Annotated in this window: 20 protein-coding genes; 12 read left to right on the top strand and 8 right to left on the bottom strand. The window is 37.6% G+C overall.

The genetic code is table 11. From position 1 onward, the window contains the following. The first annotated feature begins 49 nt into the window (after positions 1-49). From LVD15_RS06515 to LVD15_RS06480, 8 genes are all read left to right on the top strand, one after another. Positions 50-649 carry an RNA polymerase sigma factor gene (locus tag LVD15_RS06515; protein ID WP_233779497.1) on the top strand — a complete coding sequence of 200 codons (600 nt, stop codon included), beginning with the start codon at positions 50-52 and terminating at the stop codon, positions 647-649. Continuing rightward, on the top strand, positions 649-948 hold the full coding sequence (locus tag LVD15_RS06510) for a hypothetical protein (protein ID WP_233779496.1): 300 nt from the start codon (positions 649-651) through the stop codon (positions 946-948). Before LVD15_RS06515 ends, LVD15_RS06510 begins: the two co-directional genes overlap by 1 nt. Further along, complete coding sequence (locus LVD15_RS06505) at positions 935-1,633, top strand: energy transducer TonB (protein ID WP_233779495.1); 699 nt, start codon at positions 935-937, stop codon at positions 1,631-1,633. The genes LVD15_RS06510 and LVD15_RS06505 overlap by 14 nt, the downstream gene beginning before the upstream one ends. Before the next feature lie 185 nt (positions 1,634-1,818). Continuing rightward, positions 1,819-2,133, top strand: coding sequence for a thioredoxin family protein (locus LVD15_RS06500; protein ID WP_233779494.1), 315 nt, complete (start codon positions 1,819-1,821; stop codon positions 2,131-2,133). A gap of 243 nt (positions 2,134-2,376) precedes the next feature. Next, entirely contained in the window at positions 2,377-2,964 is a 588-nt protein-coding gene (locus LVD15_RS06495) for a toxin-antitoxin system YwqK family antitoxin (RefSeq protein WP_233779493.1), read from the top strand. 137 nt (positions 2,965-3,101) lie between these two features. Continuing rightward, on the top strand, positions 3,102-3,530 hold the full coding sequence (locus tag LVD15_RS06490; protein ID WP_233779492.1) for an Hsp20/alpha crystallin family protein: 429 nt from the start codon (positions 3,102-3,104) through the stop codon (positions 3,528-3,530). A gap of 206 nt (positions 3,531-3,736) precedes the next feature. After that, positions 3,737-5,242: a Do family serine endopeptidase gene (locus LVD15_RS06485; protein ID WP_233779491.1), complete on the top strand. Its 1,506-nt coding sequence runs from the start codon at positions 3,737-3,739 to the stop codon at positions 5,240-5,242. 132 nt (positions 5,243-5,374) lie between these two features. Continuing rightward, a complete protein-coding gene (locus LVD15_RS06480) occupies positions 5,375-5,557 on the top strand; it encodes a hypothetical protein (protein WP_233779490.1) in 183 nt (60 codons plus the stop codon). Between the two features lie 102 nt (positions 5,558-5,659). Here the strand turns inward: LVD15_RS06480 and LVD15_RS06475 are convergent, their stop codons facing one another. The 3 genes from LVD15_RS06475 to LVD15_RS06465 all read right to left on the bottom strand — a co-directional run bounded on the left by LVD15_RS06475 (position 5,660) and on the right by LVD15_RS06465 (position 8,775). Next, entirely contained in the window at positions 5,660-6,388 is a 729-nt protein-coding gene (locus tag LVD15_RS06475; protein WP_233779489.1) for a 1-(5-phosphoribosyl)-5-[(5-phosphoribosylamino)methylideneamino]imidazole-4-carboxamide isomerase, read from the bottom strand. A gap of 232 nt (positions 6,389-6,620) precedes the next feature. Further along, a complete protein-coding gene (locus LVD15_RS06470; protein WP_233779488.1) occupies positions 6,621-7,310 on the bottom strand; it encodes a response regulator transcription factor in 690 nt (229 codons plus the stop codon). Beyond that, entirely contained in the window at positions 7,300-8,775 is a 1,476-nt protein-coding gene (locus LVD15_RS06465; RefSeq protein ID WP_233779487.1) for a sensor histidine kinase, read from the bottom strand. The genes LVD15_RS06470 and LVD15_RS06465 overlap by 11 nt, the downstream gene beginning before the upstream one ends. Before the next feature lie 182 nt (positions 8,776-8,957). Between LVD15_RS06465 and lysA the strand changes: the two genes are divergently transcribed. After that, complete coding sequence (lysA, locus tag LVD15_RS06460; RefSeq protein ID WP_233779486.1) at positions 8,958-10,190, top strand: diaminopimelate decarboxylase; 1,233 nt, start codon at positions 8,958-8,960, stop codon at positions 10,188-10,190. An 86-nt stretch (positions 10,191-10,276) separates the two neighbouring features. Here the strand turns inward: lysA and msrA are convergent, their stop codons facing one another. Beyond that, on the bottom strand, positions 10,277-10,933 hold the full coding sequence (gene msrA, locus LVD15_RS06455) for a peptide-methionine (S)-S-oxide reductase MsrA (RefSeq protein WP_233779485.1): 657 nt from the start codon (positions 10,931-10,933) through the stop codon (positions 10,277-10,279). A 107-nt stretch (positions 10,934-11,040) separates the two neighbouring features. Between msrA and LVD15_RS06450 the strand changes: the two genes are divergently transcribed. The 3 genes from LVD15_RS06450 (at position 11,041) to LVD15_RS06440 (ending at position 12,384) form a co-directional block, all read left to right on the top strand. Then, the gene (locus tag LVD15_RS06450; RefSeq protein ID WP_233779484.1) at positions 11,041-11,841 is read left to right on the top strand and encodes an SDR family NAD(P)-dependent oxidoreductase; all 801 of its coding nucleotides are present in this window, start codon (positions 11,041-11,043) and stop codon (positions 11,839-11,841) included. Between the two features lie 77 nt (positions 11,842-11,918). Further along, positions 11,919-12,251, top strand: coding sequence for a hypothetical protein (locus LVD15_RS06445; protein ID WP_233779483.1), 333 nt, complete (start codon positions 11,919-11,921; stop codon positions 12,249-12,251). Continuing rightward, entirely contained in the window at positions 12,220-12,384 is a 165-nt protein-coding gene (locus tag LVD15_RS06440; protein WP_233779482.1) for a hypothetical protein, read from the top strand. Before LVD15_RS06445 ends, LVD15_RS06440 begins: the two co-directional genes overlap by 32 nt. A gap of 71 nt (positions 12,385-12,455) precedes the next feature. Here LVD15_RS06440 and LVD15_RS06435 read toward each other — a convergent pair whose 3' ends face one another. From LVD15_RS06435 to LVD15_RS06420, 4 genes are all read right to left on the bottom strand, one after another. Next, positions 12,456-13,859 (bottom strand): ABC transporter permease, encoded by a 1,404-nt coding sequence (locus LVD15_RS06435; RefSeq protein WP_233779481.1) that lies wholly within the window; start codon positions 13,857-13,859, stop codon positions 12,456-12,458. Beyond that, on the bottom strand, positions 13,816-15,048 hold the full coding sequence (locus LVD15_RS06430) for an ABC transporter permease (RefSeq protein ID WP_233779480.1): 1,233 nt from the start codon (positions 15,046-15,048) through the stop codon (positions 13,816-13,818). Before LVD15_RS06430 ends, LVD15_RS06435 begins: the two co-directional genes overlap by 44 nt. Then, entirely contained in the window at positions 15,048-15,374 is a 327-nt protein-coding gene (locus tag LVD15_RS06425; RefSeq protein WP_202241811.1) for a PadR family transcriptional regulator, read from the bottom strand. Before LVD15_RS06425 ends, LVD15_RS06430 begins: the two co-directional genes overlap by 1 nt. 625 nt (positions 15,375-15,999) lie before the next feature. After that, entirely contained in the window at positions 16,000-17,109 is a 1,110-nt protein-coding gene (locus LVD15_RS06420) for an RES family NAD+ phosphorylase (protein ID WP_233779479.1), read from the bottom strand. Between the last annotated feature and the right edge of the window lie 33 nt (positions 17,110-17,142).

Below are 17,142 nucleotides of genomic sequence, written 5' to 3'. Positions count from 1 at the left end.
TAAAAAAAAAATTAAATTAACCTGTGACCTTTTGGAAAACGGCGGTTATATGATCAAAACCATTACCTTGAATAGCTTGAATACGGCCAGACATATGACCGAGGACGATATTACTCAGGAACAACGAGTGATAGAAGCATCTAAAAAAGATGCGAAGGCATTTGGTGCGATCTATGATCAGTATTATGAAGGTATATTTAATTTTATATACAGAAGAACTGATGATGAAGATCTGACAGCAGATATCTGTTCTCAAACTTTTTTAAAGGCATTGCAGAACATAAAGAAATATGAGTTTAGAGGCTTGCCTTTTTCTGCCTGGCTTTATAGAATAGCGAGTAACGAGGTAAATAAGCACTTTAATAAAAATAAAAGGAATAAAATATTTAGTGTAGAAGAAGAACGAGTGTTCGAGCTTTTTGAGCAGAGTGACAGTGAGTTTAGTGAGGAGCAAATCCGATTACTCATAGCTACATTAAGAGAACTTCCTACAGAAACTATTGAGGTGCTGGAGTTAAGGTTTTTTGAAGAAAGAAGTTTTAAAGAGATCGCTTTTATATTGAATATAGGAGAAAGTGGTGCGAAAATGCGTCTATACAGGGCTGTTGAAAAGTTAAAAAAGCATTTTAAAGTCAACTGGGAGCAATAATGGGCAGACACGAAATACGGTTAAGAAGAAAGAAAATGACTTCGAGGCGCATCGAAAGCCATAAGAACTATCATGACATATTAAAGCAGCATGAGAAAAGTAGTGGCGGTAAGCGAGTGGTAAGACTCATTATATATGTGCTCATATTATTAGGCTTATTGCTGGTAGCCTATTTTACAGTAAAAGTAGTAAGGGCTAAAGATGAGAAGCGTGCTTATAATGAATATGTAGAAAATACATCCCGGCCGGATGATTTTATAAATGTTACACGAAACATGACAGACAATGGAAAAACGTAAAAATCCTGAAAAAGATGTAAGAAGGCTTTCGGGCTTATTCTTTCAGATTGGCCTGCTGGCAGCTATAATGTTGGTAGTAAGTGCCTTTGAATATCGTACGGCCGTAGAAGTCCCTGATAATCCGGTGAATTTGGATGATGGTGAAGGGGAAGTTATAGAAACAATTTTACCTACTGTACAAGTAAAAGAAAAGCCAGCAGCACCACCACCGGTGAAGAAAAAAATAATGAATCCTATTCCTGATCCCGATATTCAGGATGTGGAGGAGGAATTGAAAAAAACGGTTGTAGTAGAGCTCCCTCCTGTTGAAGTGACTGATCCCGTGGTTGTAGAAGAATCTATGCCTGAGGAGATAGCAGACGATACTTTCTCCATTGTGGAGGAAATGCCTTCACCTGTAGGTGGCGAGAATGCGCTGTATCAGTTTATTAACAAAAAGCTAAAATATCCTGGTCAGGCACGCAGAATAGGTGTGGAGGGCACGGTTTTTTTAAGCTTTGTGGTGGATAAAGACGGCAATATGGTGGATATCCAGATTGCTAAAGGAATCGGCGCTGGTTGCGATGAGGAGGTGCTAAGAATTTTTGAAAAAGATGCTCCTAAGTGGAATCCTGGCAAGCAAAGAGGCGTGCCTGTAAAAGTAAGACAAATCATTCCCGTGAAATTTGTACTGGGAGGAAGATAAGAATTTTGCCATTCTATTAATTAGAGAGGTTGTGCCAAAATTTACCTTTGGGCAACCTCTTTTTTGTCGTTGAAAAACAGCAGTCATTTGTTTTGTCTATGACATGCTCAATTTTATTGATTGATTATGCTGCTAATTAAAATTGATAATCAGTTTCTTAGTCATTATTCTAAACATTTTTTAATATGGAAAATAAGATAGTTTCTGATGATGAATTCGAACAAGTAATCAATGCTCATGAAAAAGTAATCGTCAAATTTTCGGCTGACTGGTGCGGAGTCTGCAAGCGCTTTGCTCCTATTTATAAGAGGTTAGCTTCAGAAGAAAAATATGAACATGTTACTTTTTTGGAAGTCTCCGCCGAGCATGCTCCTAAAACCCGACTAAAGGCAGGGGTTTATAGCCTTCCTTTCTTTGCTACTTTTGAGAAGGGGGCATTAAAAGATAAAGTTACTTCTGATAATAAAGAGAAAGTGATAGCGCTGCTAGAGGAACTTTAATGCATTTAGTAGCTGAATCTTTCTCAGTTGTTATAGGCTTGGCTTGAGCGGTTTTATAAGTTATAAGGCCGCTCAATTTATATGTGTATATGACTATTCTAAGTTGGTTGAGTTTTGATAAATTGAGCTAGTAAAACAAGTAGAATATATAAAAGTATAATTCAAAATCCACCTTATGCTTTTTATTTTATCGTCCTTATTTTATAATTGAGCTTTATTTTATTCATTAACGCTTAAATCATCATGAAGTATTTATTTGCTTTGTTCGTTTCTATGGTATTGTTTTCTTGTGTAGATAACCAAGTGGCTGATAATAATGCAGTTGCCACTCCAGAGTCTGCTGCTATTCCTGAAGGGGCCATTCAAGAACCTTATCAAGATAACTCCGCCATGGTTAAGGTTACTATTAAAAATGAGGCCGGCAATGTGGTGGAGCAAGGAGACTTGTTAAACGGGCATAAAGTGGGCAATTGGACCGCCTTTTATACCAATGGAGTGGTGAAGTCAGTAACAGGCTATGTAGATGGTGTTATGCAGGGCATGCATATAGAAATGGGGCAGCGAGGAGAAATAGAAAAGAGATGTTACTATCATAACGGTCAGCTGCATGGAGACTATGTGGTTTATAACCGAAATAGAATAAAAGAAGAAAAAACCTACGAAAATGGTCTGCTGCAAGGGGTGGCCAAGTCTTATTATGATAATGGTACCCTCATGGAGGAAAGTCCTTATTCTGACGGTAAGAGAGATGGATTATCTCGCTGGTATGATCAGGAAGGCAATGTGTCAATAGAATATGAGTATGACAACGGTGAGTTAGTTGAAAAGTAGACAAAATGTCTTGATGTATTGATTTTATTCAATTTTTAGCGTCAAAATGTCTTCTTTTTGCTCTGGCATCCTAATTGTAAAAGTGTAATTGAATTTGATTTTAATCGATTTAATAACATTAAAAAAGGAGGTATATTATGACACTCATTAGAAGACCAAATGACTTGTTTCCTACTTTCTTTGACGATTTCTTATCAAGAGACCTGTTCAATATCTCAGGCGAAAGTAACACCATGCCTGCAGTAAATATAAAAGAAAGTGACGGAGATTTTCAAGTAGAAGTAGCTGCTCCCGGAGCAGATAAAAAAGACTTCAAAGTAGAGGTAGATAACAATGTGCTTACTATCTCTTATGAAAAAGAAGTGAAAAATGAAGAAAAGAATGATGAAGGTAAATTCACAAAAAGAGAGTTTAACTATCAATCATTCAGAAGATCATTTACCTTACCTAGCACCGTAGTAGGTGACAAGATAGAAGCTAAATATACTGATGGTATTTTAAAGCTTTCTATTCCTAAAAAAGAAGAAGCAAAAACCGCTACTTCTCGATTAATAGAAATTTCTTAGTCATTAAATATTCTAAAAGGTCGCCTTCTCGTAAGCACGAGAGGTGACCTTTTTCTATTCTTAATTGTACTTTAACAATTTTTAACATGCTCTTTAAACTATAAAATGAGTTAGAGCGTAAATAAAAGTACAGTTGCTCACGTTAGAATGTGCAATATGTTATCAAACCTTTATTGCAATTGTTTTAATCAAGAAAAACAGAAAGTATGAAGAAGTTTAGTGCATTAATAATGGCTGCTGTTTTAGGTAGTGCATTAACCATCGGGTCAATTCAGGTATTTGACCTTGGCAATGGTAAAACCATCACAGTAGAACACGTAGATGGTACTCCGGCAGTAAAAACTGCTTACTCTACTAATGAAGCCGGAGAATTGGTAGCTTTAGATTTTTCTGCAGCAGCAGAAAAGACCATGGATGCGGTAGTTAATATCAGATCTACCAGCACTGGTAATTATTCCTCAAGAAGGCAGCAAATCCCTGATGAGTTTAGAGATTTTTTTGGTCCCTTTTTCAGACAACAAGAAGGAGGTGCTCAACCTCAGCCAAGAGTAGGTACTGGTAGTGGTGTAATTATAAATAACAAAGGTTATATAGTTACTAATAACCACGTGGTGGCCGATGCTGATGACCTTGAAGTAACGCTACATGATAATAGAAGCTATAAAGCAAAAGTAATAGGTACAGACCCTACTACAGATATTGCATTAATTAAAATAGAGGAAGCAGACCTGCCCTTCCTTTCATTAGCTAACTCTGATGAGGTAAAAGTGGGTCAATGGGTAATGGCTGTAGGTAATCCTTACAACCTTAACTCTACGGTTACTGCTGGTATAGTAAGTGCTAAAGGTAGAAGCATAGGTATTTTAGCTGAAAATAATATTCAGGATAGTCTTAATACTGCTATTGAGTCATTTATACAGACAGATGCAGCGGTTAATCCAGGTAATAGTGGAGGCGCTTTAGTAAACCTTAGTGGTGACTTGGTGGGAATTAATACTGCCATTGCAAGTCCTACCGGATCTTATTCTGGTTATTCTTTTGCTGTGCCTGCTAATATTGTAAGTAAAGTAGTAGAAGATCTTATCGCTTATGGTACTGTACAAAGAGGTTGGTTAGGTGTTCAAATTCAGAACGTAACTGGTGAGTTTGCTAAAGAAAAGAATATAGATCTATACTCTGGAGTGTATGTAGCGGGAATGGATCCTATGAGTGGAGCTAAAGATGCCGGTGTGCAGGCTGGTGATGTAATCACAGGTGTGGATAGTAGAGAAATTGATAATACAGCTCAGCTTATTGGTTATATAGGTAGTAAGAGACCGGGAGACAAAGTAGAGTTAAAAGTAAACCGAGATGGCAAAGAGCTGACTTATAAAGTAGAGCTTAAAAACAGACAAGGTAGTACTGAAGTAGTGAAGAAAGAGACTGCTGAAATATTATCAGTGTTAGGTGCTGAGCTGGAAGATGTAGATAATTCTACCTTAAGTAAGTTAGATCTTAAATCTGGTGTGAGAGTAAAAGCCTTGAAACCTGGTAAAATAAGAAAGTATACTGATATGAGAGAAGGCTTCATTATCACTAAAATAGATGGTAAAACCGTGAAGAGTAAAGAGGATGTAGTTAAAATCCTTGAAAATAAAGATGGCGGTGTGTTGATTGAGGGGGTATATGAAGGTCTGTCTGGCTCTTATTACTATGGTTTAGGATTATCTTAATATTAACTGTGAATAAATTTTATATGAGTCTGGTTAATAATCGTAGATTTTACGATCTTTTATTAAAAAAAATCGTATACTTAAGGTAAGAACGATATTGTTATATTAATTTATAATAGTTGGGAGATGCCTATGAAAAGACTCTTTAAAAAGGGAGAGCGTGTAAAAAGTAATAGAGACGGAAAAGTGATGGAGGTATTACACTATATAAAAGACAAAAGCTCTTACCTAGTAGAATGTGCCTGGTTTGATTTGGAGAAGAAAGAAGTCAGGACATACACACTGAAACAGGACAATTTATTAAAAGCAAGTTAAATTTTATAGCCCCGAAGATCTTCGGGGCTTTTAATTTTTTTGAGGGGTAATATTCTCAAACAGTTGATTGTTTGCTGCTTGCCAGGTGATTAGGGGCTGGACTTATACCTTTACCAGGTAAGATTCTAGTTCTTTAAGCTGTATGCGGCCTTCATAGTAGGCTTTACCAAATATTACGGCAAATACCCCCATGTCATTAAGTCTCTTAATATCATCTACATTTCTGACCCCACCACTGGCTAATACACAGATGTCTGGAAATTTATCTATAATTTTTTGATACAGGTCAAAGGATGGGCCTTCCATAAGTCCATCACGAGCTATATCTGTAGTTTTTACATATTTTAAGCCTCTGGAGTAGAAGTATTCTATATGTTCAAACAAATCTATATCTGTAGACTTCTGCCAACCGCGTATTGCTATTTTTTCATTCATGGCATCTGCGCCAAGCGTAATTTTTTCTCGGCCATAGGAAATTATCCATGAGGCAAAAAGCTCTTTGCGTGCTACTGCTACACTGGCAGCTGTTATATATTTAGCACCATACTCGTAAGCCTTGCTTATGTCACCATCAGTATGGATGCCGCCCGTAAAATCAACTTTTAAATTGGTGTGTCCCGTTATAGCTTCTAAAATGTGGTAGTTAATGGGCTCTCCTCTTCTGGCACCATCTAAGTCTACTAAATGGACTTCTTCTATGCCGTGGTCTTCAAAGTTTTTGGCCAGGTCAAGAGGGCTTTTGTCGTACACCTTTTCGCGAGATAAATCTCCCTGCTGTAATCGAATTACTTTTCCATCATTTATAATGATCGAAGGTATTATCTGTATCATCGGAATATAGGGTTATAGGTTCTGGATCAATAAAATTATTTGTAATAAATGGTTGCATTTCTCCGTGCGCACCTTGCTAATTCCGAGCAAAAATTCTCCTTTTTAAAGCACTTTGTTTTTGTTTGGAATTAAACAGAAAAGTACGAAAAATAGAGATAATTTACAAGATTACTTACATGGTCCTCTTTAAATTTTTAATAAAACGAAATATTATTTTTTTAAAGAAACAGACTTATAAATTGATCAATTTAAACCCTTCTCCATGTACGGTAAGAATTTGCAGTGATTCATCTTTTTTGAGATACTTCCTAAGCTTAGTAATGTACACGTCCATGCTTCTGGCGTTAAAATAAGAATCATCTCCCCAGATGCTGTTAAGGGCTATTTTTCTGGAAAGCACCTTGTTCTGATGCTTGCAGAGTAGCGTGAGCAGGTCATTTTCCTTAGTGGTGAGCTTGGTGGTGTCTCCTTTAAAGTCCAGTATTCTACGGGTAGGGTCAAATTTGTAATCGCCGATATTAAATTCAGCGGGCTGTTCCCCTGCAATAGGAGCAGAACGCCTTAGAATGGCCTTCAGTCTAAGCAATAGTTCTTCCATACTAAAAGGCTTGGTAACATAGTCATCAGCCCCTATAGTTAAGCCTTTTATGGCATCTTCTTTCATAGATTTGGCAGTGAGGAAAACCAAAGGAATATTTTTATCCTGATTGCGGATTTCCTGCGCCAGAGAAAAGCCATCTCTTTTCGGCATCATGATGTCTAGTATGCACAGATCATACAAGCCAGGAGAAAAGGCTTGCAGGCCTGATTCCCCGTCGCGGTACAAATCAGCTTTGTAGCCCTTCAGTTGCAGATATTCTTTTAGTATCTGTCCCAGGTTTTGATCATCTTCTACGATGAGTAATTTTATTTTATTCTCCATTTTTAAAAGGAAGAAATATGCTAAACGTGCTACCCTGATCTAAAACTGATCTCACAGAAATATCGCCGCCGTGCATATTTACAATTGATTTAACATAACTAAGTCCGAGACCAAAACCTTTTACATCATGTCGGTCTCCGGTGTGTACTCTATAAAATTTATCAAAAATTCGCTTTAATTCCTCCTGCTTCATCCCTTTTCCATGATCAGAGATCTCTATTATTATGCCATCCTGAATGTTGAAAGAGGAAATGTTGATTAGAGGAGCTGCTGGTGAATATTTCATAGCATTATCCAGCAGGTTGAGTACTACATGAGACAGGTGCTCATAATCTCCCTGGATAATGTCATTAGATGCCTTTAGGTTCAGTTCTACTTCCCCGTTTTTTGATTCCAACGGCACTCTTATTTTTGATACTACATTTTCTATCAGGTCATGTAGCTGTAACTCTGCATTTTTAAGCTGAAAAGAAGGCTTGTCTAATAATGCCGATTGTAACACTTTTTCTACCTGAGTGGCTAATCGGTTATTCTCATCTTTAATCACATCCAGGTAACGCAGTAAAATGCCATCGTTCTCTCGCATTTCTTTTTCATGTAAAGCCTCGCAAGCCAGTCCTACCGTAGCAATGGGTGTCTTTAGCTCGTGTGTCATGTTGTTGATGAAGTCATTTTTCATCTCAGACAGTTTCTTTTGCCTAATGATAGTGTAAATAGCATAAGTAAAGCAGCCAATTATGAGCAATATAAAAACTACTGAAGTAGCCAGAGTGGCCCATATTTCTCTAAAAAGAAAGGCGCTCTCGTCGGGGAAGTTTACCGTTAAGTAATGCGTGTTGCCTAAAATGTCATTAGGAAATAATCTTGCTCGCAGCGGCGAGTGCTTTACTGTGTTGAGACTGTTATTCGTGTTAGTGTACAGCACACTATCCATATAAGGGTTCCAAACGGCAAAATCATAATTGAGCTCTATACCTCTTTCAAAAAATTCCTTGTCTAGCATAGATTCCAGCACTTCTGGGTTTACCCTTTCATGGATGCTTCGCTTGCGACCAAACATCTCTTCTACCACCACATTAATCATTTCTGATTTTCGTAGCAGCTGATTTTCTGCCTGCATATCTGGGTTTACTATGTTGAACCAAAAAGCATGATGGCCCCAGTAATATGAAGGATTCGCTACTTCAGAACTGTCTTCATTAGTTCCGTCTGTGGGTACTCCTATTCTTAAAGTGTTTTGAGATACTACTCCTGGATATACTCTTAAAATATTATGTGTGAAGTCATAAGCATCCTTTTTTTCCAGTCGCTGAGAGACTAGCTGTAAAGATTGCTGTACCTTTTGCTCAAACTGCTTCTGGTTTAATTTTATGGCATTATTGATCCAGTACACCTGAAAACTGGTGAGCCCTATTAATGCTACAGACATTAGCGATATGACTATCCAAATAATGTGCTTCTTCATTATGTTGCAATTTCGGCAGTTTTTGTAACATTCTTACCTTGTTAAATGTGCTTAAGTTTCAATTTAACTAATTTTAACACAAGGCTTTACTGATGATATTGATCCTGTAATTGTATTTGTTTTATTGATATTCTAAAACCTCTGTAGGTTTTTATATCTTTGAAGAATATTTTTTTTATAACATGGAATTAAACAACAACACTTATCAGCTTCAGGGTATAAATGTAACTCAGATAGCAGAGGAATTTGGTACCCCTGTATATGTTTATGATGCAGATAAAATCATCAGTCAGCTTCAAAGTTTAAAAGATGCTTTTTCAACTCAAAAGCTGAAGATAAAATATGCAGCTAAGTCATTAACTAATATTTCTGTACTTAAGTTGATGAAAAAGCATGGTGCCGGAGTGGATGTTGTTTCCATACAGGAAGCTAAGCTGGCCATGAAAGCCGGTTTTACGCCTGATGAAATATTGTTTACACCTAACTGTGTTTCTTTTGCAGAGCTACAGCAAGGGGTAGAAATGGGGCTTATCATCAATATTGATAATATCTCTATTCTTGAGCAGTTTGGCCATACCTATCATGATACTGTTCCGTGTTGTGTACGCCTGAATCCTCACATTATGGCCGGTGGTAATGCTAAAATATCTACTGGTCATGGAGATTCTAAATTTGGTATTTCTATTTATCAGATGGCGCATCTGCTAAGAGTGGTGAAGACCAATAATATTCATGTAAAAGGCCTGCATATGCATACAGGGTCAGACATATTAGATGCCGAGGTATTCTTAAAAATGGCTGATATTTTATTTGATGTGGCCAATGATTTTCCTGATCTGGAGTTTATTGATTTTGGTAGTGGCTTTAAAGTGGCTTATAAGCCGAATGATATTACTACTGATGTAAAAGAACTGGGGCAAAAGCTAGGTGCCGCGTTTGATAAATTCTGTGAGTCTTATGGAAGAAGGCTTGAAATGTGGTTCGAGCCTGGGAAATATCTGGTAAGCGAATCAGGATATTTCTTGGTGAGGGCTAATGTAATTAAAACTACACCGGCTACCGTATTTGTAGGGGTAGACTCAGGTCTTAATCATTTAATCAGGCCTATGATGTATGAGGCGCATCATGAAATTTTTAATGTTTCTAACCCTTCTGGCGTTAAAAGGGTATATTCTGTAGTAGGTTATATCTGCGAAACAGATACGTTTGGTTGGGATAGAAAGCTAAACGAAGTGCGAGAAGGTGATGTGTTAGCCATTAAAAATGCTGGAGCATACGGCTTTAGTATGGCATCTAATTATAACTCCCGCTGCAGACCTGCAGAAGTGCTGGTGTATGAAGGGAAAGCCCATCTCATCCGTCAGAGAGAAACCATGGATGATATTTTGAAAAATCAGATAGAAATAGATTTATAAAATAAAAGAGGTTGTATTTAAAGATACTTTCAAGTCATATTGACTAGCAAAGTAGCGCTTTTTATACAATCTCTTTTTCTATAGTATTACTTGTATTCTTCTTTCAGCTTATCTTTAAAGTGCTTCATAAACTTTTCTACTTTAGGTTTTGAAACGCTTCTCACATAAGGATCTTCGGGGTGAATTTCATAGTATCCCTGATGATAACCCTCAGCATCATAAAAGGCCTTGAAACGCGTAATTTCCGTTACGATTTTGCCATTATATTCAGCTTTATTAAGCCTGTTTTTTACTTCAGTGGCTATTTTCTTTTGTTCATCATTTTTATAAAAAATGGCTGATCTGTATTGCCTTCCTACGTCAGGTCCTTGTCGGTTGAGCTGGGTAGGATCTATAGAGCCAAAGAAGATTTCAACCAGCGTTTCATAAGAAACCACTTTAGGATCAAAAAATACTTTTACAGATTCTGCATGGTTGGTTTTTCCATAACTCACTTCGTGGTAAGTGGGGTTTTTCTGGTCACCACCGCTGTAACCAGAAACAGCGGCTTCTACTCCTTTTACACGTTCGAAAATAGCTTCTATACACCAGAAACAGCCTCCTGCAAAGTAAGCGGTATCGAGCTGAGCTGCTTTTTCAGTGCTTATTTCTAAAGCAGTAATGTGTTTTGATTCTGTTTTTGCTCCGCAGCTGGCGGCCATGAATAAAAAGGCCATTGCGGTAAGTTTGAAAACAAGCTTCATAATATTGGTGTTATAGTCTTATGAATAGTAACTGAACGGCAAGTTGATTTGTTTCAAGCCTACCAGTTCAGAACGTTATTATTAGGAAATACGCAAAATAGGATATCATGGATTTAAATTTGAAAGAAAAGGTGGCGCTCGTTACCGGAGCCAGTAAAGGTATAGGTAAGGGAGTAGCAGAGGAGTTAGCTAAGGAGGGTTGTAACCTTATTATCTGCGCCAGAGATCAGGCCGATTTGTCACAAGCGGTATCTGACCTGGAAAAGTATAATGTAGATGTGCTTGCGGTGCCTACAGACCTTACTGATGAGCAGCAGATTGATAAACTAATCCATAAATCTCAGGAAAGATTTGGGCAGATAGATATACTGGTAAACAATGCCGGTACTATTGGTGATCCACTATCATTTATGGAGCTCAGCACTGAGCAGTGGAGAGAGATCTTTGAGCTTAATGTGTTTTCTGCTGTTACACTAATTAGAAAAGTGGTGCCTATGATGCAGCAAAACCAATGGGGAAGAATCATTAATATTTCTTCTGAAAATGGTGAACAACCAGATCCGGATATGGCTCATTATAATGTAACTAAAGGGGCATTGAATAACCTGACTAAGACCTTATCTAAGGTGCTGGGTAAAGATGGTATTTTGGTTAATACGGTATCACCGGCATTTATAAAAACGCCGCTGGTAGAGAATATGATGAAAGAGCAGGCCGAAAAACAAGGGATTACTCCTGAGGAGGCTGAGCAAGGATTTCTTAAAAATAAAAGGCCTAATATTGTTTTAGAAAGAGCTGGTGAGGTGGCTGAAACTGCAGCAGTAGTGGTGTTTCTAGCCTCAGACAAGGCTTCATTTATTACAGGAGCTAATTTTAGAGTTGATGGTGGCTCAGTGGCTTCGGTATAAATTTTGTCAAAAAACAAATTAAAAAATTACAACCATTAATGGAGCTGTGGTGTCTATAGAGAAACGAACAGCATATTATGAAAATCCTAAATTACCTCAGCTCTGTACTTTGTCTTATTGTTTGGCTTTCTGCTTGTGATACTAATGAAGTGGAAGATAGCAACAGTGAGGGTGAAGTGTTTCCCTCTTCTAATGAATCATATATGGTCTGGAAATTAGTGAGAATGACAGGCAGTTTAAGGGGTGAGACTTTTACAGGAGATGAAATGGCTTATCAGGAACAGTATGTTTTTAATGAAGACAATACTTTTGTGAAATCAAGAACAGCAGAAGGGAAGACTGAAGAGGCTAAAGGGACTTATAAGCTAGAAGAGAAAGGTGAAGAAAGGTTTTTTTGTACTCACTTTTGAGGATGAAAATAGTGACCTGATCGGTAACTGTTCTGGTGATAACAAAGAGCATTTATATTATCAGTCAGATGATACTTTAAGCAGCTCATGGATGGCGTGTGATGGACCTGGATTGACTTATCAATTACAATAGAAATTAATATCTGAAAATATATAAGAGGCTGCTTTGGAAGTTACTTTTAAGGCAGCCTCTTTGTTTTGTTTCTATTCTTCCTTCAAGCTTGTGGAAGGGTTGGTCTGAGCCGCTTTGATAGTCTGGAAGCTCACAGTGAGCCAGGCTATAATCAGTGCTGCGGCACCTGAGATGGCAAAGTACCACCATTCTAAATTGATATGATAGGCGAAGTTTTGTAGCCAGAAGTTAGCCATTACGTAGCTTACAGGTAAGCCTATTACTATAGCTAATAGCACCATTTTGGTAAAATCAGCTGAGAGCAGCCTGACAATAGTAAAATGACTGGCTCCGAGTATCTTTCTTACTCCTATCTCCTTTTGTCTTCTCTCTGCCGTAAAAGCTGCTAAAGCAAATAAACCCAGGCATGAGATAACTATGGCTACACCTGCAAAATATCTGGCTAGCAATGAGACTCTTTCTTCTGCTTTATATTGAGCCTCATAGGCAGTATCTAAAAATGTATAATCAAAAGTATAGCCCGGATTGTTGGTTTTGTACCATTCTCTCAGGTTAGAAAGTGCACTTCCTGGATTTTGAGTGTTTAACTTAATTAAAATATTAGGCAGAAAATCTGTTTTGAAATGAAATAACATAGGCTCTACTTTACTATGCAGGCTGGAATAATTGAAATTTTTCATCACGCCAATTATTTCTTTTTCTTCGCCCCATAAGTTTACCTTTTTTCCGATAGGATCTTCCAATCCCATGGCTTCAATAGCGGCTTCATTAAATATGATTTTGGATGTCTCATCCCCATATTGATTAGAAAAGCTTCTTCCTTCTGCCATTTCAAAGCCTAACGTTTGCTGAATGTCATAATACGCCCTTGATTGTTCGAATTTAATGATGGTGCCTTCATTTTTTCCTGGCCAACTTACCCCAGTGGTAAAAGAGCCGTTTTGGGTGAAAGTATGGGAGCTGGCAGAAACATGTTCCACGCCAGGAACTTCACTTAATCTGGTTAAGTAGCTTTCAATGTTTTCGGTGGCCTTGCCCTCCATAGGTACTAGAATTACGCCATTCCTATCATAGCCTATGTTTTTGGTAAGTGCAAAATTGATTTGCTTATAAACAATAAGTACCGAAACCACCATTACAATGGATAATACAAATTGGAAAACTACCAGTCCTTTTCGTGTCCATGCCTCAGTGGCAGAGCCTCTAAAGCGGCCTTTTAATATATTTATTGGCTTAAAGCCTGATAAATACAAAGCAGGATAGCTGCCTGCTAATAAACCAGTGAAGACTACAATACCTATTAGACCTCCAATAAATGTGGGTGACAGTGTCAATGTTAAAACCTTACCAGTAATTTGATTAAACTGTGGAAGAAGAGCATAAGTAAAGGCTATGGCAAATATTAAAGCTAGAAAAGCCATGACCAGGGCTTCAGTCAGATATTGACCTATCAAGGTTTTTTCTTCCTGCTCCAAGTGATTTTTTAACCCCTATTTCTTTTAACCTGCGAGATGCTCTGGCAGTGCTGAGGTTCATAAAATTGATGCTGGCGATGATCAGTACAAACAGGCCTATAACAGAAAAAAGGCGTACGTACATGATTCTGCCGCCGGCTTGTTGCCCATTTTCGAATTGACCATAAAGATATAGGTCGGAGAACTTAACCAGCATTGGAGATACATTGCTGCCCTCGTTTTTATTTTTGATAAAATCGGCCAGCTTCTGGTTGAGTTGGTTAATATTGGAGCCTGGAGTAACCAGCACTGAAGTGTAAGTGTTGTAATTTCCCCAATGAAGGCCATCACCTAAAATGTCTTTGAAAAGAGAGAAAGGCAATACAAAATCAAACTGCTGTGTGGAGTTGGTGGGTAAATTCTTAAAAACGCCCGTAACTGTAGCTTGAGATGTGAAATGTAAAAGTTTCCATTCTAATGTTTTATTGAGCGCATCTTTAGAGCTGCCGAATAAACGGGTAGCCAGTGACTCTGAAATCACGACCGATTTTTTGTCTTTCAAAGCATGGTCTGCCTGGCCATACTTCATGGGGAAAGAGTACATTTCGAAATAACCATCTCCAGCGAATTTACCAGAGGCTTTATGAAATTTCTCTCCGTCTGATAAGCTGAAATTTTCACCAAACCATAGGGGATCGCTATCTTCTACGGCCATTTTTATTTCTGGCACCTCTTCTTCTAAGGCTTCGGCCAGCAGACCGGGAGAGCTGGTGTCTGTGCGTATACCTCCATCTTCTTCATGGTTGAGCATGACATGATATAGCTGAGCATCATGCTCGTGAAATTTATCTGTGCTGAGCTCATCATTTACCCAAAGGAAAATGAGAATGGCGCAGGTGAGGCCGGTGGCCAGACCAAACAAGTTGATGAGAAATGAGCTTTTATACCGGAGAAAAGTCCGATAAGTGATTTTTAAATTGTGCTGTTGCATGATAATAAATTTTGAGTTTTGACTTGGGAAAAGCTTTATGAACTCAGGGCGGAAATAGCGGACAACACTCCAGGTAAATTTTCTTTTGGCGGCAGCCGGAGATTCGGCAGACTGTAACTCAAATAGCTCTATCAAATCAACTTCTATCTCTTCCAGATAGTCTTTTCTACAAAACCACCTGAGAAATTTTAAGGCATATTTGGGAGCTTGCACCTTCATTAGTTAAAGGAAATTTTAGGTATTTCCTGATACAAACTGGTGCGAAGAGCATACTGCTGATCCAGCATTTTTTTACCAAAAGCGGTAATAATATAAAATTTCTTTCTTCTACCACCTCTGTCATTAGTAATACCTCCAAATCGGGATTGCACAAAACCTTTTTCCTCCATGCGCTTTAAGGCAACATGAATAGCGCTGATATTGACCCGTTTATCAAGCTTGGTTTCCAGGTTTTCAAGAATGGATACACCATAAGCTTCATCATGAAGCGCGGCAACCATGAGCAATACTAATTCTTCAAATTCACCTAAAGAGGGTTCTTTCATCCTGCATTCATTTACTTAACAATTGTGAATATAATGAATTAGTTTCATACTTGTTAAGTAAATGGTTAAATAGTGTCTACTTTTTTCACCTTTTCAGCAGTCATCTTGACGAAAGGAAAGCTCTATTTATTGGTTTAGCAGGAGCTTTTCAAACATCTGCTTACTTTAGAATCTGCAGCCTACATTCCATTGGTGGGGTTCCTTACTTTTTTTCAGTCGATCAAAAAAGTAATAAAAAGCTCTTTCTTGCTGTGACGTCTTACGAGCGCAGGAGCATTTCATAGATATGAACTGCCACTAAGGACTTGAGAAAAGTCTGCTTTTCAAACCTCTTTCATCTCACGACGGTACAGCAAGATTAAACACTATCAAGTCAGCCTGAGCCGCGTCGAAGGGTAGACGATCGGGACTGATTGATGAACTGGTTAAAGGGAGCCTGCTTTTCATCTCCACTACAGTCATCTTGACGAAAGGAAAGATCTATTTATTGGTTTAGCAGGAGCTTTTCAAATTACGTCTATTAAATCAGTCGCTTGGCTCCGGCCAAGTTACTGTTATGCATTAGGCCTCAGTAATATTCGTCACGCGGTATAGGGCTAGGGATCGGGTGGAGGAGTTCGTCACGTCAAAGATTGAAACCGGAGATGTCATCAAATTTGTGCCTTGAAGTACCTGTAAGCTTAAGGTATTGTTTACTCATTTCATGATCTAAAAATAAAACCAGACAGTCTTTATTCTCAACTTTTGAACTTTTATACATTATTCCATCATATTGTATCCCACTTATTCCCTTAAATACATATCTGAAATACTCTGTTAGAACTTGAGTAGGAATATATTCTAGGTGCTGAAGACCATCATTTTTAATTGGCTTTGAAATTAGTGATGCAAAATGATTTAGAAACCTTTTTTGAAATAGGTGCGTATCAAGCAATTTTTCCTCAGGAACCTGACTTAGGTTTAAAAGAGTTAATTCTTTTTCAACTTCAAATTCACCAAAGGTAATAGAGTCTTTAGTATTAAGGTCATATAAATTAAAAACTTCTTTAAAAGCAGTTTCTTTATCAAATGAACCATAAAACATGGAAATTCCAGCTGGACTCATTCTATTAGGATAAATTGCATGCTCATTTGGAGTACTCGTCAAATCACTAAAGCTTTCAAGTATATCGAGAGCTGTGTGTTGTCTTGCTCTTATAATTTTTGATCCTACAGGCAAATCAATATGCATATCCAATTCGGCAGTTATTAAACCTATCTCAAATATTGAATGTGCCCATTTTGATTTATCATTTAGAAGTGTATATCTACCTATATGTTTGGCGTATTTACAAAATTCCGACCAACGCCCTATCGCATTTTCATCAGGAGGACTTTCCAATTCATGTTTATATGCCCAAAATTCTTCGTTAATTGACTGTGCCATGTCTTCAACAATAGCTTTGTCATCAAAGTCTATATAGAAATAATATTCAATAAGTTCAAACGTTGTTATGGCAACGTCTTTATCATTATCATAGGGATTGTATCCATCACTAAAATGACTAGAATTTTCAAATAGTTCGTATTCTTGCTCTATGATTTTTCGAGCATAATCAGATATTTTTTTTATGGAAATTACAAGTTCAGCAGAATGATTGCAATATGAACAATAATCTTTCCTGTTATTTTCACTTTCAATATATTCAATTATCTCAGGGTGAGAAAAATGATCTATACAGACATATTTCGACATATTTAGAATCTATGATAGATTGAATTATTATAC

Source organism: Fulvivirga maritima (assembly GCF_021389955.1).
GTDB lineage: Bacteria > Bacteroidota > Bacteroidia > Cytophagales > Cyclobacteriaceae > Fulvivirga > Fulvivirga maritima.
The sequence above is the reverse complement of the archived record's forward strand: the minus strand, read 5'-3'. Positions and strand labels throughout refer to the sequence as shown.